Annotated in this window: 24 protein-coding genes and 1 rRNA gene; 5 read left to right on the top strand and 20 right to left on the bottom strand. The window is 31.8% G+C overall.

The window, feature by feature from the left end; translation table 11 throughout:
• The 7 genes from BSD9I1_RS04835 to BSD9I1_RS04805 all read right to left on the bottom strand — a co-directional run.
• Positions 1-87, bottom strand: a 16S ribosomal RNA gene (locus BSD9I1_RS04835); the annotation flags it as partial.
• Positions 88-567: 480 nt separating this feature from the next.
• On the bottom strand, positions 568-2160 hold the full coding sequence (locus tag BSD9I1_RS04830) for a DEAD/DEAH box helicase (RefSeq protein ID WP_186429396.1): 1593 nt from the start codon (positions 2158-2160) through the stop codon (positions 568-570).
• 233 nt (positions 2161-2393) lie between these two features.
• A complete protein-coding gene (locus BSD9I1_RS04825; protein WP_186429365.1) occupies positions 2394-2564 on the bottom strand; it encodes a zinc-ribbon domain-containing protein in 171 nt (56 codons plus the stop codon).
• Between the two features lie 321 nt (positions 2565-2885).
• Positions 2886-3056, bottom strand: coding sequence for a zinc-ribbon domain-containing protein (locus tag BSD9I1_RS04820; RefSeq protein ID WP_035311658.1), 171 nt, complete (start codon positions 3054-3056; stop codon positions 2886-2888).
• Positions 3057-3300: 244 nt separating this feature from the next.
• Entirely contained in the window at positions 3301-4818 is a 1518-nt protein-coding gene (locus BSD9I1_RS04815) for a hypothetical protein (protein ID WP_186429364.1), read from the bottom strand.
• A 104-nt stretch (positions 4819-4922) separates the two neighbouring features.
• On the bottom strand, positions 4923-5114 hold the full coding sequence (dmpI, locus tag BSD9I1_RS04810) for a 4-oxalocrotonate tautomerase DmpI (RefSeq protein WP_186429363.1): 192 nt from the start codon (positions 5112-5114) through the stop codon (positions 4923-4925).
• A 91-nt stretch (positions 5115-5205) separates the two neighbouring features.
• Positions 5206-5406: a hypothetical protein gene (locus BSD9I1_RS04805; RefSeq protein WP_186429362.1), complete on the bottom strand. Its 201-nt coding sequence runs from the start codon at positions 5404-5406 to the stop codon at positions 5206-5208.
• Positions 5407-5486: 80 nt separating this feature from the next.
• On the opposite strand from BSD9I1_RS04805, the gene BSD9I1_RS04800 reads away from it, so the two are divergent.
• Positions 5487-6419, top strand: coding sequence for a phosphate/phosphite/phosphonate ABC transporter substrate-binding protein (locus BSD9I1_RS04800; protein WP_186429361.1), 933 nt, complete (start codon positions 5487-5489; stop codon positions 6417-6419).
• Positions 6420-6570: 151 nt separating this feature from the next.
• Here the strand turns inward: BSD9I1_RS04800 and BSD9I1_RS04795 are convergent, their stop codons facing one another.
• Complete coding sequence (locus BSD9I1_RS04795) at positions 6571-7446, bottom strand: LysR family transcriptional regulator (protein ID WP_186429360.1); 876 nt, start codon at positions 7444-7446, stop codon at positions 6571-6573.
• 225 nt (positions 7447-7671) lie between these two features.
• Between BSD9I1_RS04795 and BSD9I1_RS04790 the strand changes: the two genes are divergently transcribed.
• Positions 7672-8673: a YeiH family protein gene (locus tag BSD9I1_RS04790; protein ID WP_186429359.1), complete on the top strand. Its 1002-nt coding sequence runs from the start codon at positions 7672-7674 to the stop codon at positions 8671-8673.
• A 295-nt stretch (positions 8674-8968) separates the two neighbouring features.
• Here BSD9I1_RS04790 and BSD9I1_RS04785 read toward each other — a convergent pair whose 3' ends face one another.
• The 4 genes from BSD9I1_RS04785 to BSD9I1_RS04770 all read right to left on the bottom strand — a co-directional run bounded on the left by BSD9I1_RS04785 (position 8969) and on the right by BSD9I1_RS04770 (position 12228).
• Positions 8969-9595 (bottom strand): hypothetical protein, encoded by a 627-nt coding sequence (locus BSD9I1_RS04785; RefSeq protein ID WP_186429358.1) that lies wholly within the window; start codon positions 9593-9595, stop codon positions 8969-8971.
• Positions 9596-9730: 135 nt separating this feature from the next.
• Entirely contained in the window at positions 9731-10231 is a 501-nt protein-coding gene (locus BSD9I1_RS04780) for a GAF domain-containing protein (protein WP_186429357.1), read from the bottom strand.
• Positions 10232-10264: 33 nt separating this feature from the next.
• Positions 10265-11068, bottom strand: a complete 804-nt coding sequence (locus tag BSD9I1_RS04775; RefSeq protein WP_186429356.1) for an inositol monophosphatase family protein — start codon at positions 11066-11068, stop codon at positions 10265-10267.
• A gap of 83 nt (positions 11069-11151) precedes the next feature.
• Positions 11152-12228, bottom strand: coding sequence for a hypothetical protein (locus BSD9I1_RS04770; protein ID WP_186429355.1), 1077 nt, complete (start codon positions 12226-12228; stop codon positions 11152-11154).
• A gap of 147 nt (positions 12229-12375) precedes the next feature.
• On the opposite strand from BSD9I1_RS04770, the gene BSD9I1_RS19060 reads away from it, so the two are divergent.
• The 3 genes from BSD9I1_RS19060 (at position 12376) to BSD9I1_RS04755 (ending at position 14171) form a co-directional block, all read left to right on the top strand.
• Entirely contained in the window at positions 12376-12708 is a 333-nt protein-coding gene (locus BSD9I1_RS19060) for a HesB-like protein (RefSeq protein ID WP_081957317.1), read from the top strand.
• Between the two features lie 119 nt (positions 12709-12827).
• Positions 12828-13160 carry a HesB-like protein gene (locus tag BSD9I1_RS04760; RefSeq protein ID WP_035311669.1) on the top strand — a complete coding sequence of 111 codons (333 nt, stop codon included), beginning with the start codon at positions 12828-12830 and terminating at the stop codon, positions 13158-13160.
• A 531-nt stretch (positions 13161-13691) separates the two neighbouring features.
• Positions 13692-14171 carry a DinB family protein gene (locus tag BSD9I1_RS04755; RefSeq protein ID WP_186429354.1) on the top strand — a complete coding sequence of 160 codons (480 nt, stop codon included), beginning with the start codon at positions 13692-13694 and terminating at the stop codon, positions 14169-14171.
• A gap of 477 nt (positions 14172-14648) precedes the next feature.
• Here the strand turns inward: BSD9I1_RS04755 and BSD9I1_RS04750 are convergent, their stop codons facing one another.
• From BSD9I1_RS04750 to BSD9I1_RS04715, 8 genes are all read right to left on the bottom strand, one after another.
• Positions 14649-15626 carry a hypothetical protein gene (locus tag BSD9I1_RS04750; protein WP_186429353.1) on the bottom strand — a complete coding sequence of 326 codons (978 nt, stop codon included), beginning with the start codon at positions 15624-15626 and terminating at the stop codon, positions 14649-14651.
• 188 nt (positions 15627-15814) lie between these two features.
• Entirely contained in the window at positions 15815-16447 is a 633-nt protein-coding gene (locus BSD9I1_RS04745) for an AraC family transcriptional regulator (RefSeq protein WP_186429352.1), read from the bottom strand.
• A gap of 176 nt (positions 16448-16623) precedes the next feature.
• Positions 16624-17169, bottom strand: coding sequence for an NADH peroxidase (locus BSD9I1_RS04740; RefSeq protein WP_186429351.1), 546 nt, complete (start codon positions 17167-17169; stop codon positions 16624-16626).
• A gap of 333 nt (positions 17170-17502) precedes the next feature.
• Complete coding sequence (locus BSD9I1_RS04735; protein WP_186429350.1) at positions 17503-18204, bottom strand: aspartate/glutamate racemase family protein; 702 nt, start codon at positions 18202-18204, stop codon at positions 17503-17505.
• Positions 18205-18259: 55 nt separating this feature from the next.
• Positions 18260-19492, bottom strand: coding sequence for a dicarboxylate/amino acid:cation symporter (locus BSD9I1_RS04730; protein WP_373419339.1), 1233 nt, complete (start codon positions 19490-19492; stop codon positions 18260-18262).
• 325 nt (positions 19493-19817) lie between these two features.
• Complete coding sequence (locus tag BSD9I1_RS04725; protein ID WP_186429349.1) at positions 19818-21230, bottom strand: aspartate ammonia-lyase; 1413 nt, start codon at positions 21228-21230, stop codon at positions 19818-19820.
• Between the two features lie 26 nt (positions 21231-21256).
• A complete protein-coding gene (locus BSD9I1_RS04720) occupies positions 21257-21958 on the bottom strand; it encodes an aspartate/glutamate racemase family protein (protein ID WP_186429348.1) in 702 nt (233 codons plus the stop codon).
• Between the two features lie 14 nt (positions 21959-21972).
• On the bottom strand, positions 21973-23232 hold the full coding sequence (locus BSD9I1_RS04715; protein WP_242966412.1) for a dicarboxylate/amino acid:cation symporter: 1260 nt from the start codon (positions 23230-23232) through the stop codon (positions 21973-21975).
• Positions 23233-23248 lie beyond the last annotated feature (16 nt).

The following is a 23248-nucleotide window of genomic DNA, read 5'->3' as shown; positions in this document are numbered from 1 at the left end:
TCCACCCCGAAGGGTTCATCGCTCGACTTGCATGTGTTAGGCACGCCGCCAGCGTTCGTCCTGAGCCAGGATCAAACTCTCAATTTAAAAGTTTAATCTGTTTCGCTCATCGCGTTTCTTAACATTTAACTGTTAAGTAATTGACTGGTTTCTATTCTCTGTTCAATTTTCAAAGACCCTGTCGCTCCAAGCGACTTTTATATATTAACATTTTTGTTTCTTATTGTCAATAACCTTTGAAAATATTTTTTCAAGTTGTTATTAACCATTTGATTTATCTATCGCTCATCTCAGCGACGAATGTTATCTTATCATGATTCAATTTGTAGATTAATATTATTAATCGTTATTAAACTAAATTATCTATATTATTCTTAATCATTATTTCATATACTTAATATTTTACATGCAGATACACCTGAGTTCGTTTACCTACCTTTAATAAAATAAAATGCAGCTTCCTTCCTCAACTATCTAAACTCATTACATAATTTTCTTCAAAATTGTAACTATAATTTTAAAAGGAAGCTTGCAAACACAAGCTTCCTTTTAAAATATTAACTAATATTATCTTTTTTTCTTCGCTACTTCAATATTTAATCTTTTGCCACCAAAACTTTTACCGCTACAATTGTTCATAATTGAATCTACAGCATCTTGTGCCGCATCTATAAATGAGAAGTTTTCTAATATACGTATTTCTCCAATCTCATCTTTTCTTACCTTAGCCTTATCTATTAAGAATTGAAGAAGAGTCTTTGGATTCATTTTATCCTTCTTTCCAAGACTTAAGAATAATCTTACGTAACTTGAAGAAGATGACGATGATGAAGATGTTGACTCTATAGCATTTTCTGTATAATCATAAGATATTTCTGTACTATATATAATATTCATAAGCGCTGCTGCTACATCTACAAGATTAAATTCTTCATCTAATTCTGTAGCCATAGGTATAAATCTCTTATATTCTTCGCTCTCTAAAACGCCTTTAACTCTTGATACCATATTTTTATATTTTGCGTTAAATATATCATCTACAGTAGGAACTTCTTTTCTTTTTATTTTACCTTTAGTAGCTCTTTCAATTTGCTTAAGGACCATGTACTCTCTTGGACTAACTAAAGTATATGCTACACCTTCTCTATTAGCTCTTCCTGTTCTTCCTATTCTATGAACATAAGATTCTGTATCTTGAGGAAGATCATAGTTAATTACATGAGTTACATTTTCTACATCTATTCCTCTTGCTGCTACATCTGTTGCAATTAAAAACTCTAAGTTTCCTTCTTTAAACTTTCTTAAAGTGTTCATTCTATGCACTTGAGTCATATCTCCATGCATACCTTCTACACTATATCCTCTTGCTTGCATGGATTCTACAAGCTCATCTACACCCTTTTTAGTTTTGCAAAATATTATAGCTGCAGTTGGTTCATCTACATCTAATACTCTACATAAAGTTTCAAATCTATCTTTGTGCTTTATTTCATAATAATACTGAGTTACTGTAGATACAGTCATAGCATTTTTTACAATAGCTATATGCTTTGCATCTTCCTTCATATATCTTTTAGCAAGTTTTTTAATTTCATTTGGCATTGTTGCAGAAAATAGTAACGTTTGTCTTGACTCATTTGAGTTTTTTATAATTTCTTCAATGTCATCTATAAATCCCATATTTAACATTTCATCTGCTTCATCTAATACAAGAAATTCAATATCTCTTAAATTAAGTACTCCTCTTCTTATTAAATCAAGCACTCTACCAGGAGTTCCTACTATTACATCAATACCTCTTTTGATAGATTTAATTTGTCTATCTATAGGATTACCACCATATACTGGAAGAACACTTGCTTTACTATGCTTTGCTATACGTGCAAGTTCGTCATTTACCTGTATAGCAAGTTCTCTTGTAGGTGCTAATATAAGACATTTTGGCTTATTACCACCTTTGCTTATATTATTAAGTACTGGAGCTCCAAATGCTAAAGTTTTTCCTGTACCTGTTTGCGCCTGACCTATTACGTCATTTCCTTCTAATAATACTGGTATTACTTCAGCCTGTATGCTTGAAGGTTCTTCAAATCCCATATCATCTATTGCTTTTAATATATCTTCATTTAATCCTAAATCTTTAAATTTCATTTCTTTCATTAACATTCCATCCTTTTTGTTTAAATTTTCCATTTTTACTTCTAATTCAGAATAAGCACTTACGACATCACTCACTATATATAATTTCCCACTTTTAAATTATATATAACTTTTTTTCAGGCTATGTTGTGAATAATTACTAAATTTAATAATCATTCATAACACAGCCATGCCGAACAAACTAAAAAGTCCTATAAGAACTGATTCCTATAGGACTAAGTGCTCAAAACTTATTATCTTCTGAATCCTCTGTTGTTGTTGTTCTGTTGCTTTCTTGCTCTTCTGCAATCAGCACATCTCTGTGGTTCGTTTTCGAATCCCTTTTCTTTGTAGAATTCTTGTTCGCCTTCTGTGAATACGAATTCTTTTCCACAATCTTTACATACTAATGTTTTATCTGCCATTTCAACATTCCTCCTTTTATTATATTAAGATCTAAAACGGATTCACATAACTTTCCTTATAAAAAGAGGAATGGTTATTAATCGTATTAAATCTTGGTGTAGTAATGCACATTCGATTACTACGACTTAATTATTATATCATGATTGTAAATAATATGCAACATTTATTTTTAAATATTTATTATTTACACAATTATTGCAAAATTCAAACCCATCCAAAGCATCATATTTCAAGTTTCAAGCAAAATTCTAACAAATGTTTATACAATATATAAAAACCCTATAGAAGTTACCTTCTATAGGGTAAGTATTCAAAAATTATTATCTTCTGAATCCTCTGTTGTTGTTGTTCTGTTGCTTCTTAGCTCTTCTGCAATCAGCACATCTCTGTGGTTCGTTTTCGAATCCCTTTTCTTTGTAGAAAGCCTGCTCGCCTTCTGTGAATACGAAATCTTTTCCGCAATCTTTACATACTAATGTTTTATCTGCCATTTTAATATTCCTCCTTTTATTTTAAAACTAAGATCTAAAATTGATACATAACGTTCCTAAAAAGAGGAATAGTTATTAATCATACTAAATCTTGGCCATAGCGTTCTATTCTTAATCACTACGACTTGATTAGTATAGCATGATTAAAGCCAATATGCAATACATATTTTAAAAAAAATTATTATAAAAATATTTACTATGTTACTTAGTTCATACTTACTGTTATATAAAGTTTATCCATTGTTTATTCTAAACTTTCATACCACATGATACCTTCATTATTAATTTTTCTCTCTTTATTAACTTGTAGAATCTTAATATGATCTGTATTTTCTATTCTTAATTTCTTTTTATAGGTTTCCATCAATTTATTTATATCCGTATTTCCTGATGGAGCATGACTTATTATAAGTATATTTTTTTTCTCATCTTCTATTAAAGCTCTAAACATTCCATTTATATGACTATCATAATCATTAAATCCAAATCCACAAATACATACTATATCTGCCATTTTAAATCTATTATATATATCAACGTATCTTTCAGCCATTCTTACAGATGTTAGAGGCTTTATCCCATTTTGAGTAAAAAGAAATGGAACCGTTAAATGATTACTAATTTTTGCTTTTTCTTCATCTATTATTGTATTTAAATATGGATCATAAAAATCTCTTACAGAACCATTTAAAAAGCAAACCTCTTCATTAGTGATATCTTCTATAAAGGTATTATAATTAGCAGTTCCTATTGCAACTATTTCATAATCCCTTTTAATTTTTATTAGATCATGGTAATATCCATCTCCATTTTTTATATTGTTATAATTTCTTTTTGCAATATTTAGTATATATCTTCTAACAGTATGCAGAAATATAACAACTTTTGTAAACTTAGTCCAATCTGTCTTGGGATTGTATAAATAACTCCAGTTGGAATCTAAAAGAGATTTGTAATCTAATGCTCTAGAAAATAAATCTTCAAGTATCATCCTGCTAAACTCCACTATGATTTCCTCATCAGATCTTAGCTTAAATATATTCTTTCCACTTTTTTCTATTATCCATTCTAATCCCCTCATACCCGTAGCTTCATAGTTTAAGGAAAATATGCTCCCCAAATCATCAAAAACATCTAAAGTATCTGGGCTTCTTTCAAATATTCCATCATTTAATTTATGTATTAAGTTTTCTCCTAAAGATCCAATTAAGAGTTCAAGTAATGTTCTTACCATGTCCTTCATGCTATTCTTAAAAGCTATGTTTGTATTTTTAGTTTCCATAGCAATAAGAAATGCCGAAAAATACTTTGATGCAAATAGCGCATTATGGTTCCCATCAAGTAAAGTATTCAACTTCACATGCTTTTCATAAATTAAGTTTTCTAAGGAACAGGAAAGTATCTTCTCAAATATCTGATCTATGTATACATTTCCTTTTTCTATTTTTTTCGCTATACGTGATACATTCTCATCAAAATTGTCCATATATTTAATAATAATATCTCTTTTACTTTCAAGACTTCCCTTTACAAGTTCTTCATACTGTGATCTTATAAAAGCACTCCTGTTTTTTTCCAAAAATCTATCTGGAAACCATTTAGCATAATCTGAATTCAAGTCTATCTTTTCAAGTGTATTTTTAAATATTTCCTTATCTTCTGCTACATCCATTCTAAATATATCCAGTGCAAATTCTCCCCCAGAAGGAAGTCCATAATCTTGTTCTGCTCCAGCTCCAAAGAATAATGCAACTTTTTTCATATACAATTCTCCCCTGTATCTAGGGCTAAGGCATAAGGTACTAGGAGTAATGATATGGAGATTTTTTACATTTGTAAATAAACCTAGCACCTACTTCCTACTCCCTATTTATTAAATCTTTCTGAAAGCTGTTCTCCCGCTACTCCTATATTATCCGCATTACTTTCACGAATTATAACTGTAATAGCTTGCTTTGGTACAGAGATTGTTTCACTTAATATCTTTGTCATCTTTTCGATAACTTCTTTTTTCTTTTCCTTTGTACTTGGACCCATATCAATTTGTATAAATGGCATAAATACTCCTCCTTGTATAACCTAATATTTTAATTTCCATCCAATTAACTGTTTCATGCCCTACACTATATTAGATATTAACCACTAGTTATTAGAATTCCATATTAAATATATTTAATACATCTTGTTCAGCTAGTGGCTTTATAGAACCTATGTTACCGTATCTTACAGTACCCTTTTCCATAGCTTGAGATTTTTCTTTTTCTATTCCAACTTCGCTTAATTTTACATTTCGTTCATAACAAATTAAGGATTCGTTTCCTTTTTTATGAATATAATCTTCAGTATTCATACATAATATACATAAGAAAGCATCTCAATAAATTAATACATACTAATTTATAACCAAATCATACATTGGAGGGCTGTATCATGAGTAAAAGAATTTCAGTAACTATACTAACATTAATATTGTTAGTATTATTGTTTGACAGTTGTGTAGATAAAACTAAAGATACCCCTGCTCCAAAAGTTTATATTCCTAAAGAGCTCACTGTTCAATTTGTTCCTTCTCATCATAAAGATACTTTAGAAGAAAAAATTAAACCTCTTGAATCACTACTATCAAAAGAACTTGGCATTCCAGTTAAAGTTAGTGTTGCAACTAACTATAATAGTACAGTAGAGGCGATGTCCTCAAAAGAAATAGATGTTGGATTTTTGCCTCCATTAGCTTATGTTTTAGCAAATGACAGAGGTATAGCGGATATTTTATTACAAGCTCAAAGATATTCAATACAAGAGCCAAATGGTAAGACTACTAAAGACTTAGTAGATTATTACCGTTCAATGATAGTTGTGAAAAAGAATTCTAATATAAAGAACCTTGAAGATCTTAAAGGAAAAAGAGTTGCGTTTCAAGGTACTACTTCCGCTGGCGGATATATATGGCCTGTGGCTGAACTGAAAAAGGCTGGAATAAATATAGAAACAGATATTGAACAAGTAACGTTAAATGGACATGATACTGCTGTAATTGCAGTATTAAATGATGAAGTTGATGCTGCTGCAGTATTTGAAGATGCACGAAATACAGTTAAAGAAGATATTAAAGATGTATTTGATAAAGTTGTACCCATTTATTTTTCTAAACCCATCCCAAACGATACTATATCTGTACGATCAGATATGTCTCCTGAATGGAAGGTAAATATCAAAGATGCCTTTATAGATATATCTAAGGATCCTGTTGGGAAAAAAATACTTAATGATGTATATTCCCATGCAGGCTACATTCAATCTACTGATAATAAATTTGATATAGTAAGAGAATATAAAAGACTGGTTGAAAACAACACTCCTTGAGTTTCATAGGCACTTAAAAAAGATATTACAACATTCTTAATGTTGAACTTTACGTATGGGATTTGCATTTAAGAAGGTGTTCACTGCGTAAAGCAGCTCTAATTGCTTGTTCAAAACCTTCTACAATGCAAATCTCATACTAAATTCAACATTAAATATGTCTCAATTTTTCTATAAGCATTTCAACTGCCTTAGGAGCGTTTCCATCCTTAGGTATTATATAATTAAAGTGCCTTATATAATGTTTAGGAAGACTTATCACTGTAACCTCTTTACTTTCTACAGCTCGTTTAGTTACGTACGAAGATATAAGGGTTATGCCAAGTCCATTTTTAACTGCCTCCTTTACAGCATGATTACTTCCAAATATCATTATATTTTCCGGCTCTATATTATTGGATGAAAGAAAAAAGTTCAAATAATCCCTAGTACCTGAACCTACTTCACGGCTTATCCATGTTTGACTTTGTAGCTCCTTCAATGGGGAATTCATCTTAGAAAGCTTATGGTTATATGGAACAGCTAGCACCATTTCATCTTGATAAAATGCATCATACTTAAAATGGGAGCTTGGTACACTTCCTTCCACCAAGCCTATGTCCACTTCCTTGTTTTTTACTAAATCACATATATCCATAGTATTTTTTATCACCACTTCTATATCTAATTTTGAAAATTCCCTGGCAAAGTCTTTCAGAAACTGTGGCAGAAAATATTCTCCCACAGTAAAACTTGCTCCAATCTTTAATTTACCTTTAATAACTTTGTTATAATCTAAAAGATCTGATTTGGTCTTTTCCATTAAATCTATCATTTCTTTAGCTCTTTCATAGAAAAGCTTTCCCGCAGGAGTTATTGTTATCTTTTTTTGTTTACTTGATCTTTCTATTAAGGTAACTTTAAACTCCTCTTCTAGGTGCTTTATATGTAAACTTACACTTGGTTGAGAAATATTCAAGTGTTCTGCAGCCTTAGTAAAATTTTTATACTCTACTACAGCTATAAAATATCTAAATTCATCAAGCATTAGCGATCTCCTCCCAATAAAACTATAAGTTTTTTTAATCGTTACAATTAAAAAGATTTATTTTTATTATGGTTATAAAGGTATTATAATCTATAATAGAGGTTCTTAAAAGTTGGAGGATAGCTTTTTATAGTTAATGTTAATACTTATTGAATAAAATTCACCTTCATTAAATTCCACTAACTGTTTAATATGAACTATTAACTAATATAAGGAGGACATAAAATGAACTTATCTAAACTGAAAAGTAAAATAAAAGATATCTTTCCCGGAGTGCTTATGTGTATAGCTATTGCTTATACGGGTAAATTTATAGGAATGTATATGCCTGCTATAGGGGGTGCATCTTTAGCTCTATTTTTAGGTATGATTGTAGGAAATACCTTTGGAAATAAAAAGATGTATGCTAAAGGCTCTAAATTTTCCGAAAGTGATTTACTTGCATATTCAATAGTACTTTTAGGAGGTACATTAAATTTTAACACCATACTTAAATTAGGGATTTCCGGGGTAGGATTTATAGTTATTCAAATGGCTATTACAATAATAGCTGCCATACTCATTGGTAAAAAACTTGGTTTTTCCGAAAACTTTAGACTACTAATGGCAAGCGGTAATGCTGTATGTGGTTCTTCTGCAATCGCTTCAACTGCACCTGTTATTGGGGCTGATGATAAAGACAAAGGGATTGCAATTACTATTGTTAACGTAGTAGGAACTATACTTATGCTTCTTTTACCTGCAATTGCTAATTTAGCATTTTCTTTAGATACTTTAAAAACTTCTGCTATGATAGGTGGAGTACTTCAATCCGTGGGACAAGTTATTGCCAGCGGAAGTCTTGTTAATGAAGACGTTAAGGATTTAGCAACTATATTTAAAATTGTTAGAATTATATTTTTAATAGTGGTAGTACTCATCTTTGCAAATATGAAGAAAAAGTCTCAAGGCGAAACTCAAGGGAGTGCTAAGGCTAAAATTCCTTGGTATGTTATGGGCTTTTTTATAGCTTGCACACTTTTTAGTGTTGGCGTTATACCTCAAACACTATCTAAATTATTTAAAATTGTAAGTAGTAACTTTGAAATTATAGCTCTAGCTGGTATTGGCATGAGAGTAAAATTTAAAGACTTAGTAACTCAGGGTCCTAAAGCATCAATGTATGGTATTTTAATTGCGACTGTTCAAATAATATCTGCACTTCTGCTAATTAACTTAATTATTTAAAATAATTTATATCTATGATTTAATATTAGACAAAGTTTACTTTATACTATTTTATAAAGCAAACCTAAAGTTGGCACCAATTCCAATAATAACAAAAAATAAAAATAACACAGCAACCGCCTAACATGCAGTGCTGTGTTTATAAAATATTGGATAAGGGGAGCTTATTATGAAATTGTTTAATGATGATTTTAGTGTGTTGCTTGTTCAGCAAATGGATAGATTGTTTTCTTACCTCTATCCATTAATTAATCTTCCCTTATCTTCAGAAAATATTCACATTCTTCATACTTTTTTATAAATTTTCTTTTATTTTTTTAATTTCTGATGATATTAACTCAAAAGCCTTAATATCCTTATTGTCTAAAGCCTGATTAGCCCATATATATAATGTCTGTAAATATAATGCATCTCTCTCAGACTTTCTTATAAAGCCTTTAGAAACACCATTTAAATTTCTTTGAATTTCATTTTCTCTATATACAGCATTTAGTGAAGTTATATAATCTATCAACTCTTCCTTCATAAGTATAAAAAATACTCTTTTTTCTTCATCAAAATTTTGTTTTACAGAACATACCTTTATATGATCATCATTTAAAGAAGTAAGTATTATTTTATCCTTTGAATTCTTAGTAATAAATTCTACTTCTACATTTTTTTCTTCTCCCAACGAATTATAAAAGTCATATAACATATTTATATATGTTTTAAATTCATTAGTTGAAAGTTGTATATTATTAAAAAGCTTGTCTTTTTTAAATGTTAAGTTAAATCCATCTTCTTTTTCGTTTAATTTTTTTAAGACTACTAGCATATAGTCTAGGTATTTATTTAAAACCTTCTCTGGGACAAATTTTATTCCGTATTTAAACCTGTTGTCTATTGTATTTCTTGATAAAACAAAATTGCTTATCTTCACGACAACGACTCCTTTTATATATTTTTTAAGTAATATCCACTATTATATAACAAAAAATACGGATTTTCGCCTTTGTGTCAATATTAAAATTATTCAAACATATTAAGAGTAACTCCCTAATTAAATTCAGATGTATTAATTCAATTCTTCAAAGTTTACATATTTATTTATAATTTCAACTACTTTTTCTAAATACGTTTTGTCTTCTTCATTAAATCTCCCCACTGTTGGGCTATCCAAATCAAGCACTCCATATACCTTATTATTTTGTTTTAAAGGTATTACAACTTCAGAATTAGACTGAGAATCGCAAGCAATATGTCCCGGGAAACTATGTACATCTTTTACAAGCATTGTTTCACCTTTGAATGCTGAAGTTCCACATACACCTTTACCTATTTGAATTCTATTGCATGCTGGGAGCCCCTGAAAAGGTCCTAAGACTAATTCATTATTTTTAATAATATAAAAACCAGCCCAATTTACATCACTAACTAATGCCTTTATAAGTGCAGATGCATTACTTAAATTAGTAATTACGTCTGTCTCATCCTTTAATAAAGAATCCATCATTGAAAGCAAGCTTTCATACTTTTGCTTTTGAGTAAGATTATCAAAAACACTTAAATCAAACATTACTACTCATCCCCCTTAAGTCTTATCTATAAACTATTTATTAAAATAATTGCTTACTTCACTTAGCTTGCCTAGAACCTTTTCTACTACAGTTTCATTTCCTGCTATTATATTAACTCCTATTTCTCCGTTTTCTTTGTTTAAATAAGAAGTCATTACTTTTCCGCCTGCTTCTTCCACTATAAGCGCCCCAGCAGCTAAATCCCAAAGTCCTAATTTAAGTTCCCAGTATCCATCAATTCTTCCGCATGCTACACAGCATAAATCAAAAGCTGCACTACCTGTTCTTCTTATCCCTTGAAGCTCTGTTATTATATTAGTAAATAAATTTACATTATTATGCTTTGATATCTTTTTATCATAAGGGAATCCCGTAGTAAGTATGCATTGTTCTAAATTTCCCTTTTGAGCTACTTCAATTTTTTCATCGTTTAAAAATGCACCTTCACCTTTTATAGCATAAAACATTTCGTCAAGCCTTGGAACATAGATAACTCCAAGTATAGTTTCCTCTCCCTTTTTAAGTGCAATGGATACACAAAATATTGGGAAAGCATGCAAATAATTGTTTGTACCATCTAAAGGATCAATTACCCATAAATATTCACTTTCACTTTTAATTTCTCCTTCTTCCTCAGATAATATAGCATGGTTTGGATAAGTACTTTTTATCTTGTCTATAATAATCTTTTCAGATAATATATCTACTTCAGTCACCATATCTACAACAGTAGACTTACTTGTATATTTTATTTTAGAATTATATTTTTCTAGTTGAAGTTTTCCAACTTCTCTTGTCCACAACTTAACATTTTCTAGTACCTCATAAAGATTCACAAAAACTCCCTCTTTCTTACTATAAAGTTAATTTAGTTTTTTATTAAGCTTTAAATTTATTTATATTATAATATAATACCGTATTAGTCCATTTTCATCACTATTTTTTCTACCTTCCAAACTTTTAGCAATCTACCTAGCTCTCCAATAAAACTAAACTTTCTATTTTTATAATTAAAACTAATATTTTCATCCTTCCATAAAACATTCCAAATAACGCTTTTATCTTTATCCTTTTCATTAGGATTTATACCATCTGTTACTATAATTCCTCCATCCTGAAGTTTATCAATCGCAGTATTAAAAGCTATCTCCTCAAACCAATTAAACGCTGCATTCTTATTTCTGTTATTTCTTCCTCTATAATAAAACACAGATATTTTTTCTATGCTCATTATCCCTAAAAAACCATCATATTTATGAGTATACACTTCTATTTTCTTATTATTTTCATATTTTGTCTTCCATATTTCTTTATTACTTATATCTGAAAACTTAATAAATTCCAAGTTCATTAAAAGACTATCTTCTAAGGATTTCATAGTTTCGAAATTTTTATTATTAAACATAGCTACTGCAAAAGGAACATCCTTTGAATTAAATGTTCCTATATTATTTTCTAGACTATTCCTTTCTTCACTAGTTCTTCTCACTCCACATTCTAAATGAGGAAGGATAATCTTATTACTATCTGCAAAATGGAATTCACTTATAATATCCATAAACAAATAAAGAGGCTCATAGCTGTCTTCTCCACAGCATGGATAAAACAACCCTCCTTCTGGAATAGATATATTAAACTTTTCACTAAATTTTAAATCCGTATTGTTTTTATCATAAACTTCCTTTTTCTCATCTTCATAGTAGCAACATTTTATATATGTGCTTTTGTTTATATCAAAGGCAAGTCCTTGTTTTTTTAACTCTTCAAGCAGATATTTATCTAGAGCATATGGCTTCTTATATTGAAGTCTTTCCACTTCTTCTTTTTCTATTTGAACAATATATTTAAACATCCTAAGTACGCATGAATTCTTTTTCATTATGTAATAAAATTCAGCATTAAATTCCTTTCCTATAAGCATACACACGTATTTAAAAAACATCTCTGGGGTATATTGTTTCAAAACTAAAGGTCTTTCTTCCTGCCAAGCATACATTTTCTCATTCCCCCTATCCCTTATACTATATTTAAAGTATAATCAGAATCATCGTTCTATTGAAAATATACATTCTATGTACTACAATTATACCCATAACATAAAATCTTTCAATAGTTATATTAAAAAATAATGGAGGTGACTTACATGGCTGCATTTTCTATGAGCGATTTAGCTTATAAAGAATTCAAGTTATTTTTACAAGAAAACAATGTAAACTCTGATACAATCAGAATACATTTAGCAGGCGTTGGCTGAGGAGGCCCATCTTTTAACCTTGTTCTGGATGAACAAAAGGCAAATGATGAAGTTGTTAAAATTGGAGATATGAATTTCCTAGTTGATAAGGATTTAGTTAATCAGTATGGTGGTTTTGTTATGAAATCTAGTCAGGAAAATGGATTAAATGGCTTTTCACTTGACCCAGTATTTAAAGAGGATGATGGTGATGGCTGTTCCACTTGTTCTGGATGCCACTAATTAAAAGGAGTTGAGATTAATTTCTCAACTCCTTTTAATTATTTATTTTCAGCTTCTTTACTTTTCTCTACCATTTTAGTAGTATATATATAGTTCCAAAAATATCGGAGGTGACTTAAATGGCTGCATTTTCCATGAGCGATTTAGCTTATAAAGAATTTAAATTATTTTTACTTCACAACAATGTAGTTGCTGATACAATTAGAATAAATTTAGCAGGTATTGGTTGTGGAGGCCCATCTTTTAATCTTGTTATAGATGAACCAAAAAACAATGATGAAGCTGTTAAAATTGGAAATATGATTTTCCTTATTGATAAAGACTTAGTTGCTGAATTTGGCGGCTTTGTTTTGAAATCTGCTGAGGAAACTGGACTAGATAGTTTTTCACTGGAACCACTTTTTAAGGGTGATTATGGCGATGGATGCTCCACTTGTTCAGGCTGCCACTAATCAAAAATTAGGACAAAGGTACTAGGAGCTAGGGTAGGTATTAGAATTAGGGGGCTAGAATTTACAGTAAATCTCTAGTCCTTAGTCCCTAATCGCTAGTCTCTAGGAGTTATTGCTAAATTATTTTAGAGATTAGCGACTGATGAATTAGTTATTAATAAAAAGCAGTTGTAAAAGATTATAATCTTTTACAACTGCTTTTTTATTATCTTGAATGATACGCTTTTAAAAGTTTAGGTAACATAGACACACATAAGGATTCAACTGCGCCGATTATTAAAGTTCCACTCGGTTTATCTGAGTTTCCGATCATGTTGACTGCATCATCGGAAAGTTTTAATATCTATTCAGCAATCGGAAGTAGCTTCTTTCCTTCTGGTGTTAATGTGATATTGTGACCCAGGCGTTCAAATAATCTCACATTCAGCTCCTTCTCGAATATTTCAATTTTACTAAACTTATCTCATATAATACCATATTATCTAACATTTAGAACTATTTATTTTAATCTGAATCGAAAGGAGATTTTATATGCATGAACTTAAGAAAAATAATGAAGAACTTATGATGTTAATTAATGAATGGGAATCAAAATTACTACAGCTTCCAGAAGATATGATAAGAGTAAGAAGGAACAGCCAAAACAGGTCAATTAAACAGATTGTCGGGCATATGGTTGATTCCGCCTCAAACAATACACACAGAATAATACATTTACAATATCAACCAAGTCCTATGATTTTTCCGGACTATGCAAACTTAGGTAATAATGACAGATGGATTTCCATACAGAACTATCAGGAGGAAGAATGGCAGAATCTTGTTCAGTTATGTAAATATTCCAATACTCATATTATTCATGTGATAAACAACTTAAATATTGATAAATTAAATAACGTATGGATCACTACATTAAATACTACCGTCTCTCTAAAAGCAATGATTATTGACTACCTTCGTCATTTTAAGTTACATCTAAGTGAGATTGATGATCTCATAAATTATGAATAATATTATGAGAATAGAGGGTAAACACATACCCGCCATTCGTATTGGTGTCGCAATAAACCCCTAGCTCTGCTAGCAGTTCACTCGGAAACGCCTCCTGATAATCGGGAAAGATAATGCTTCTGATATAAAAATCCTTATAACGTGCAAAAAAATATACACTTTCCGAGCGTACTCCCAGATACAAACATATTGCTTATTTCTTTCATAGATTGTGCGATCTCTATATACTTTCTCCGTACATTTGTTTCATCTTTAGCAAAAAGGTCAAGCAAAAATGCTTTACAGACTATACCTTCAAAGTCTTTCCTATATCCGGTATAAATACCATACGAGGAATACCTGTATTCCTCTTCTTTTTTTGCATATCATTGTAAATACTTAGTATTGTTGTGAATGTAAGCTGACAAGGTGAGGCTTTATATATCATTATCGACAATTTCATTCACACCTTTTTTTATGCCTTACACATACTTGTTACTATTTGTTCAACTTGTTAATACGCTCAATAAGTTTATCTTTTTTCTCTGCCAGTTTAGTGTAATCCACCTCCGCATGAAGTTTTGCAACTCCTGCAGAAGTGCAATCACTGACTATAATGTCTCCCTGTTTAGGACCAGTCAATTCAATAATTCCACTATTGTGATTCAGAACATCTGCTCCCGCATTAATAACCATTTGAAATTTATCAAGTGAATTATCTTGAGCAGTCAAAGTAAATCTCGCTCCCGCCACATTTCCAAGACTATCTGCTGCAAAACCGCTGCCGGTTATAACTATCTCTCCTGTAGCAGGACACTGGATGTCAAATGACATGGGGTCAGTGTTTAACTCATAATACAGCCTCCCGTTACCATAGATATCGTATTTTATTAAACTGCACGAAGAACGGAGGCAATCACCGCAAACGTCAGCGAACAGTTCTGCAATACATCCATTGTACTGATCACCCTCGCTGTTAATGACTCCGGCAACATAGTCATAAGTTCCGTTATAGGTTGTCAGCAGGCTGCATGGGCAAGGGCTGATACACGCTGTTGAAGTCGTTGTAGTCGTTGTACTGGTGGTGCTTGTAGTAGTCGTTTTGGTTGTAGTACTGGTTGTAGTTGTTGTTGTAGTGGCAGTGCAGCCTGTGGTTACCCTTGGTATTTCTTGTACGTTCTTAAAGCTTGATTGAACGGGCATTTCCTTTTTGGTTATATCTTGCAGTACACGCTTTAATCCATCGTTTGCTATATCAAGCTTGGTAATAGATGGATTTTTAACAATTTGACCATCCAGTATGCTGAAAATTGACTGGACCCTATCCGACTCTGCATTTATGAGGTGGTCAAATCCAAGTTCTTCAAAGGTTGTCCTCTCCAAAAGCAGCTCTATCAGATCGTCTTGTGTAAGAGTGTTTCCGAAACCGATATCTTGAAGGATATTTAGATATAGCATACTTAATACTCCTCTCATGAAATTAGTTCACCTCGTATACTTTATGCAAACTATATTCCAGATGTTCATCATTTCTAAAATCCATCAAGGTCAGATATTTATCCATATCCCTGTTTATCTTATTAATTTTGGACGGGCAGTAAATGACCCACGATATGATGCTGAGATGGGTGATTACGCAAACGGCTACAGGCTGGTTTCAAGCCCTAACACAGCTTATCACCAAGAAGATATGAAAAATTATCCGAATAAATATCAGCATTTATACAAATACAATACTCACCATGTTTGGGAGGATTTAAGTATTTGTAAAGTTTAGTTTCGCACGTTCCATCGGTTAACCCTCTTTGTGCCCAAAATGCAGGGATGTCCCGTGTGTGTAGTGTATTTTTCATGTTATTTTTAAACTCATATCCGACTACCTTGAAAGTTGGCTTTTCAATAATTTTTGGTTGCATAACAACGCCTCCCATTTTGTTTGTTTTCAGTTTAGAAAGGTTTACCTTTTGAGGTACTCCAACTGGTGAATGAATTCGGTACAGATTCGGAGGATACCCGTAGTAACGTTTAAATGCCTTTGTAAAACCAGCATGGGTTTCGAAACCGTAATTCATAGCTATATCGATTATCCTTTTACCATTACTCAGCTCATACAAGGCGAATTGAAGTTTTCTCTTTGTTATATATTCCATGACTGATAATCCTATCATGCTATTAAATACTCTATAATAATGGCAAGTTGAAAACCCTGCAATTCTTGCAAGCGTATCTACGGTTATTTCTTCCCGTATGTTTTCATCAATGTAGTCTATGGTCTTTTGAATTAATTCAATTGACACGAAAGGCTTTTGGATCAATGCTGTACGCGTTGTACAGTGTTCACCTCTGTATGGGGTTGGTATTATGAGTTGTGTACAGTGTTGGATACAACCACTGCAACAAAAAAGGACACCCGTCAGGGTATCCTTTAGTTGTCTATATAGTGCCAAAAGTCTTATAATTGCTTGATTTTATCTTATTTAAAATACCTCCCCAGTAAGCCCTTGAAAGCCATTCCATGTCTAGCTTCATCCTTGCACATTTCATGTACTGTGTCATGAATTGCATCTAAGTTTAACTTTTTAGCAAGTGTTGCTAAGTCTTTTTTACCTTGGCAAGCTCCGTGCTCTGCTTCAAGTCTTAACTGTAAGTTCTTTTCTGTACTAGTTGTTAATACTTCTCCTAGTAACTCAGCAAATTTTGCTGCGTGTTCTGCTTCTTCAAAAGCTATTCTCTTATAAGCTTCAGCAATTTCTGGATATCCTTCTCTATCAGCCTGTCTTGACATTGCAAGATACATTCCAACTTCTGTACATTCTCCTGTGAAGTTTGCTCTTAATCCTTCTATAACCTCTGGGTCAACGCCTTCTGCAACTCCAATTTTATGCTCATCTGCCCAAGCAAAATCACCTTCAACTTTTTCTATAAACTTATCTGCTGGTACTCCACACTGTGGGCACTTTTCTGGTGCTGCTTCTCCTTCATGAATATATCCACATACTGTACATACAAATTTTTTCATAATAAAAATCCTCCCTAAAATCATCCATTTATTTTTTATTTCTAATCCCATCTTATGGGGTTATTATCATTTTTAATTATTATTTTAATTTCGCCTCTCTCACTTACATTTATTATTATATAATAATTATTATTAATTATCAATACCCTTTTTGAATTTTTTATGATTACTTTTCATTTTTTAGTATAAGTTTTCTTTTTAAGAGAAATGCCTAATACTTATTTTAGTTTAATTTGGTTTAGTTTACCATGATATTTTAGAAAACAATTTGTTAATATTTAAAATATAAAGGAGGTTCTTTAAAAGTCCTCCTTTAATATAAGATATTATATTTTAAATACCTTTTGCTATATTCACCGTTCTTTTAGCCAAAATATCTGTAGATGATACAAAATTAAAATCCTTAAATAAATCTTTATCCAAACTATCAAATACCAGAGGAAGTTCTGTACATCCAAGTATTATTATATTAATGCCATTACCTTTAAATTTATTTAGTATTTCTGTTATTTTTTCAACATTAAAATTCATATATCCTGCTTTAACTTTATATATTAAATCTAATATATAATTCTTATCCTCATTATCAGGCGAGATAACTTCTATATTGTATTTATCGCAATAGGTTTCATATACTTTACCCTTATAAGTTCCCGTGGTTGCTAAAAGTCCAACTTTGCACTTACCATAGCTTTCATAAATATATCTTCCTACTTCTTCAATCATATTTATAAAAGGCACTTCTACTGCTTCTGTTAACTTATCATAAAAGTAATGTGCCGTATTACAGGGCATTATAATCATATCCGCTCCAGCATTTTTCAGCTTTACTGCGGTTTCTATCATGTATACTATGGGATTTTCCCCTTTCCCTAAAATATAGCTAGTTCTATCAGGAATTTCTACATTATTATCTATAAGTAAATGAATGTTTTCCTGATCACTTTTAGCATTGGTATAGCTTATAATTTTGCTAAACAAATCACAAGTTGCCTGCGGTCCCATTCCTCCTAAAATCCCTACAATTTTGCTCATTTTACTCCCCCAACTTAAAGATTAAGCTGCTATTCTAAACTTCTATACCTTAAGTTTATTTTTTTACAGAAGCCTTATCATAATCAATCTCATTTTCAGTAGCACCAACTACTATAGATCCTGCCACATCTCCTATAACATTTACGGACGTTCTTCCCATGTCAAGTATTCTATCTATACCTGCAATTAATGCAGCTCCTTCAAGCGGAAGTCCTACAGATGTTAGAACCATCATAAGCATCATAAATCCTGCTCCTGGAACTCCTGCTGTACCAATAGATGCTAATAGTGCTGTTAAAAGTACAGTAACTTGCTGCCCCGGTGTCAATGCTATTCCGTATACTTGTGCAATGAATATGGCACTTACCCCTTGATATATAGCTGTTCCATCCATATTTATTGTTGCACCTAAAGGAAGTACAAAACTTGCTATTCCTTCTGACACTCCAAATTTCTCCATAACAGTTTTAATAGTTAATGGTAATGTTCCTGAACTGCTGCTTGTACTGAAAGCTAAAGCCGCTGGACCTGAAGTTCCTTTAAAAAATTCTTTTGGTGATATTTTGGAAAGTGCTTTAACAGAAAATGAATACACTAATACTGAATGTAATATAAATCCTGCATAACAAACTAGTATTAATTTAATCAATGGAAGCAGAACCTTTGGACCGTTAGCTGCAATAACGGGAACTATAAGTGCAAATACTCCATAAGGTGCTAAATTCATTATCATTTCAGTTATTTTATACATAATTTCAGCTAAACTATTACAAAACTTTAGATACATCTCTCCCTTTTCCCCAATATAAGTTGCTGATACTCCTGTAAAAATTGCAAAAAATATAATTTGAAGCATATTTCCCTTTACAAGCGCATCTATTGGATTAGTTGGAATAATATCAATTAATGTTTGAATTAATGATGGTGCCTCATTTACTTTTGGCTGAACTCCCGCTATAAGCTTAACTCCTACTCCAGGTTTAAATACATTTGCAAGAACTAGTCCTATGGCTATAGCTACTCCAGTAGTTAAGAAGAAATAAAGTATGGTCTTTCCTCCAATTCTGCCAAGCTTTTTAATATCTCCAACGCTTGCTGCACCAATTACTAAAGATGCAAACACTAATGGTACTATAGTCATTTTAATAAGATTCAAAAATAGTGTTCCTATAGGCTTTATATAATCTGAAGCAATTTTAGGTGATGAAGTAAAAAATAAGCCTACTATTACTCCAAGTACCAAGCCTATCATTATTTTTGTTACAAGACTCATCTTTTTTTCTTTCATTTGAACGCCTCCTATATTAGATTTTCAATTAAATGTATATTACTTTAGCAATGTAATAATTCCTAAGTTTTGAAAAAACATTCCAACAAACTTGCGGTTCAACATCGATTTATCCATAAAAACCCAATACCCATTGTGTTTTTTTGCACCTTTTTTTTATTATTCTTGCAAAACAAACAAGCTACCTGCAGCTTATTTTCTACAAAGCCACTATTGCTGCCTATGTTTAGCTCAAATAAAAAAGAAGCTTGCACACTTGCAAACTTCTTTTTCAAATTCTAGAACTTTATTTCCACTCTGTAATTCATAACTAAATCAATTATTACTATCTCTTCAAAAGTTCCTTCCCCGAAATTCCTGGTTCAGTCATACCATATGCATCAAATATCACATCTAGTTCTGCTTCTTTTAATAAACCTTCCTTTAAGATAAGTTCTCTTACAGATTCTCCAGTTTTTATAGCAGTTTTAGCTATTTTAGCTGAATTTTTATACCCTACATGTGGGCATATGGCAGTTATTATACCTACACTGTTTTCAACTAAGTCCTTACAACGCTTTTCATTTGCTGTAATGCCATTTACACAGTTTTCTATAAAGGTTTTAACTCCATTTGTAAGAGTTTCTATGGATTCAAACAATTTATAATAAAGTACTGGTTCAAAGGCATTCAACTCTAATTGACCTGCTTCTGCTGCCATAGTAATTGTCATATCATTTCCTATTATATTAAATGCTACTTGACTAACTACTTCAGGTATTACTGGATTAACTTTTCCAGGCATTATAGAAGATCCATTTTGTTTTGCTGGAAGATTAATTTCTCCTATACCTGTTCTTGGCCCTGAAGACATTAATCTTAAGTCATTTGATATTTTAGATAAATTTATTGCACAAACCTTTAATGCTCCAGATACCGCTGCAAAGGTATCTAGGTTTTGAGTCCCATCTACTAAGTCATCGCATTGTACAAGTTCGAGTTCTGTAACTATGCTTAAATTAGGAGTTACATTTTTTACATATTCCTCATCAGCATTTATTCCAGTTCCTATGGCAGTTGCCCCTATACTTACATGCCTTAAATCTTCCATAGATCTCTTAATTCTGGTTATATCTCTTTTTACTGCATCTGCATACGCCTTAAATTCCTGTCCAAGTCTTATTGGAACTGCATCTTGAAGTTGAGTTCTTCCCATCTTAATTACATGATCAAACTCTTTTGATTTATTTAGTAAGGCATCTACTAAATCATTTAACTTCATTAAAGCTCCATTTAATAATCTTATAGATGCAATTTTCCCCCCTGTTGGTATAACGTCATTTGTAGACTGACCCATGTTAACATGGTCATTAGGGTGAACTATACTATAATCCCCCATTTCTCCTCCGAGGATTTGTATAGCTATATTTGCTACAACTTCATTTGCATTCATGTTCATGGATGTGCCTGCGCCGCCCTGTACAGCATCTGTTATAAACTCCTCATGATACTTCCCCTTTATAATTTCATCACAAGCTTTTACAATGGCATTTCCAACTTTTCTATTTAAAAGTTCAATATCCATGTTTGTTATAGCTGCTGCCTTTTTTATTTCAGCTAGTGCTTTTATAAGCTGTGGATGAATTCTACGTCCTGTTATATTGAAATTTTCATAAGCCCTTAAGGTTTGTACTCCATAATAAGCATTTATTGGAACTTCTTTTTCTCCTATTGAGTCACTTTCTATTCTATATCTCATTTTTAAATCCCCCTAAGTATTAATTATTAATTAGCTTGAGCTAGTTCCACCGTTCTCTTTGCCAATACATCTGTAGATGATATAAAATTAAAGTCCTTAAATAGATCTTTATCTAAACTATCAAACACTAGTGGAAGCTCTGTGCATCCAAGTATTATTGTATTAACTTCATTGCGCCTAAACTCATTTAATACTTCTATTATTTTGTCTATATTAAAATTCATATCCCCTGCTTTAACCCTATAAATTAAATCTAAAATAAAGTTTTTATCGTCATCACTTGGCGAGACAATTTCTACATTATACTTTTTACAGTAGGTTTCATATACTTTCCCTTGATAAGTTCCTGTGGTTGCAAGAAGGCCTGCTTTGCACTTACCATAGCTTTTATAAATATATTTTCCCACTTCTTCAATCATATTTATAAAAGGCACCTCAACAGCTTCTGTCAGTTTATTATAAAAGTAATGTGCTGTGTTACATGGAATTATAATCATCTCTGCTCCAGCATTTCTAAGTTTTACTGCTGTTTCTACCATAGGTGTTATTGGATTTTCTCCTTTACCCAAAATGTAGTTAGTTCTATCAGGAATCTCTACATTATCATCTATAAGTAAGTGAATATTTTCCTGATCACTTTTAGCATTTGTATAATTTATAATCTTACTAAATAAATCACAAGTTGCTTGAGGTCCCATTCCTCCTAAAATCCCCACGATTTTACTCATATTAATCCCCCAATTTAAGCTTCTGCATTTTCAGATCTATTTTTATTTTTTATTGAAGCCTTACTATAATCTATTTCGCCTTCAGTTCCTGCAATTACAATACACGCTCCTACATTTCCTGTAACATTTACAGCAGTTCTTCCCATATCAAGTATTCTATCTATACCTGCAATGAGTGCTGCTCCTTCAAGTGGAAGACCTACAGAAGATAAAACCATCATGAGCATCATAAATCCTGCTCCAGGAACCCCTGCTGTCCCAATTGAAGCGAGTAGTGCTGTAAGCAGTATTGTTATTTGCTGCGAAACCGATAATGAAATTCCATAAGCCTGTGCAATAAATATTGCGCATACTGCTTGATATATTGCTGTTCCGTCCATATTTATTGTAGTACCTAGCGGAAGCACAAAACTTGCTATTCCTTCTGATACCCCAAATTTTTCTCTTACTGTTTTAAGAGCTACAGGTAAAGTCCCTGCTCCGCTGCTTGTGCTAAATGCTATCGCTGTTGGTGCTGAAGTCCCTCTTAAAAATTCAATTGGTGATATTTTGGAGAACATACTAACAGAAAATGAATACGCTATTATTGCATGTAATATATAACCAGCATAGCAAACTAATATTACTTTAATTAGTGGAATCAATACCGCTGGTCCATTAGTTGCAATGACAGGAACTATAAGTGCAAATACTCCATAAGGTGCTAAATTCATTATTACTTCAGTTAACTTATACATAATTTCAGCTAAACTATTACAGAACTTTAAGTAAGCTTCTCCTTTTTCCCCAATATAAGTTGCTCCTACTCCTGTAAACACTGCAAAGAATATAATTTGAAGCATATTTCCTTTAGCAAGTGCATCTATTGGATTTGTTGGAACAATATCAAGTAATGTTTGAATTAACGATGGCGCTTCAGTAGCCTTTTGCTGAGCTCCCGCAATAAGTGTCACGCCTACCCCTGGCTTAAATATGTTAGCAAGAACTAATCCTATGATTATTGCTATAGCAGTAGTTACAAAGAAATAAATCATAGTCTTTCCGCCAATTCTGCCAAGCTTCTTAACATCTCCAACACTTGCTGCCCCAACCACCAAGGATGAAAATACCAATGGAACTATAGTCATTTTAATAAGGTTTAAAAACAATGTGCCTATAGGTTTTATATAGTTTGTAGCAATTTTAGGTGAGGATGTGAAAAATAATCCTACTATTACTCCAAGTATTAAGCCTAGCATTATTTTGGTTACAAGACTGATTTTCTTTTTACCCATTTGATCGCCCCCTATA

Source organism: Clostridium sp. BSD9I1 (genome assembly GCF_900185645.1).
In the GTDB taxonomy this organism is placed as follows: domain Bacteria; phylum Bacillota; class Clostridia; order Clostridiales; family Clostridiaceae; genus Clostridium_AK.
Note: the sequence above shows the minus strand (reverse complement) of the source record. Positions and strands in the feature narration are given on the sequence as shown.

What these genes read in the sequence shown, in the direction of transcription:
- BSD9I1_RS04770 (WP_186429355.1), bottom strand. Translation starts at nt 12,228, where the DNA reads ATGTATGCTTGGCAGGAAGAAAGACCTTTAGTTTTGAAACAATATACC.
- BSD9I1_RS04820 (WP_035311658.1), bottom strand. Translation starts at nt 3,056, where the DNA reads ATGGCAGATAAAACATTAGTATGTAAAGATTGCGGAAAAGATTTCGTA.
- BSD9I1_RS04795 (WP_186429360.1), bottom strand. Translation starts at nt 7,446, where the DNA reads ATGCTTGATGAATTTAGATATTTTATAGCTGTAGTAGAGTATAAAAAT.
- BSD9I1_RS04790 (WP_186429359.1), top strand. Translation starts at nt 7,672, where the DNA reads ATGAACTTATCTAAACTGAAAAGTAAAATAAAAGATATCTTTCCCGGA.
- BSD9I1_RS04830 (WP_186429396.1), bottom strand. Translation starts at nt 2,160, where the DNA reads ATGAAAGAAATGAAATTTAAAGATTTAGGATTAAATGAAGATATATTA.
- BSD9I1_RS04750 (WP_186429353.1), bottom strand. Translation starts at nt 15,626, where the DNA reads ATGAGAGGAGTATTAAGTATGCTATATCTAAATATCCTTCAAGATATC.
- BSD9I1_RS04755 (WP_186429354.1), top strand. Translation starts at nt 13,692, where the DNA reads ATGCATGAACTTAAGAAAAATAATGAAGAACTTATGATGTTAATTAAT.
- BSD9I1_RS04720 (WP_186429348.1), bottom strand. Translation starts at nt 21,958, where the DNA reads ATGAGTAAAATCGTGGGGATTTTAGGAGGAATGGGACCTCAAGCAACT.
- BSD9I1_RS04760 (WP_035311669.1), top strand. Translation starts at nt 12,828, where the DNA reads ATGGCTGCATTTTCCATGAGCGATTTAGCTTATAAAGAATTTAAATTA.
- BSD9I1_RS04735 (WP_186429350.1), bottom strand. Translation starts at nt 18,204, where the DNA reads ATGAGCAAAATTGTAGGGATTTTAGGAGGAATGGGACCGCAGGCAACT.
- BSD9I1_RS04805 (WP_186429362.1), bottom strand. Translation starts at nt 5,406, where the DNA reads ATGAATACTGAAGATTATATTCATAAAAAAGGAAACGAATCCTTAATT.
- dmpI (WP_186429363.1), bottom strand. Translation starts at nt 5,114, where the DNA reads ATGCCATTTATACAAATTGATATGGGTCCAAGTACAAAGGAAAAGAAA.
- BSD9I1_RS04740 (WP_186429351.1), bottom strand. Translation starts at nt 17,169, where the DNA reads ATGAAAAAATTTGTATGTACAGTATGTGGATATATTCATGAAGGAGAA.
- BSD9I1_RS04815 (WP_186429364.1), bottom strand. Translation starts at nt 4,818, where the DNA reads ATGAAAAAAGTTGCATTATTCTTTGGAGCTGGAGCAGAACAAGATTAT.
- BSD9I1_RS04730 (WP_373419339.1), bottom strand. Translation starts at nt 19,492, where the DNA reads ATGAAAGAAAAAAAGATGAGTCTTGTAACAAAAATAATGATAGGCTTG.
- BSD9I1_RS04715 (WP_242966412.1), bottom strand. Translation starts at nt 23,232, where the DNA reads ATGGGTAAAAAGAAAATCAGTCTTGTAACCAAAATAATGCTAGGCTTA.
- BSD9I1_RS04825 (WP_186429365.1), bottom strand. Translation starts at nt 2,564, where the DNA reads ATGGCAGATAAAACATTAGTATGTAAAGATTGTGGAAAAGAATTCGTA.
- BSD9I1_RS04800 (WP_186429361.1), top strand. Translation starts at nt 5,487, where the DNA reads ATGAGTAAAAGAATTTCAGTAACTATACTAACATTAATATTGTTAGTA.
- BSD9I1_RS04725 (WP_186429349.1), bottom strand. Translation starts at nt 21,230, where the DNA reads ATGAGATATAGAATAGAAAGTGACTCAATAGGAGAAAAAGAAGTTCCA.
- BSD9I1_RS04780 (WP_186429357.1), bottom strand. Translation starts at nt 10,231, where the DNA reads ATGTTTGATTTAAGTGTTTTTGATAATCTTACTCAAAAGCAAAAGTAT.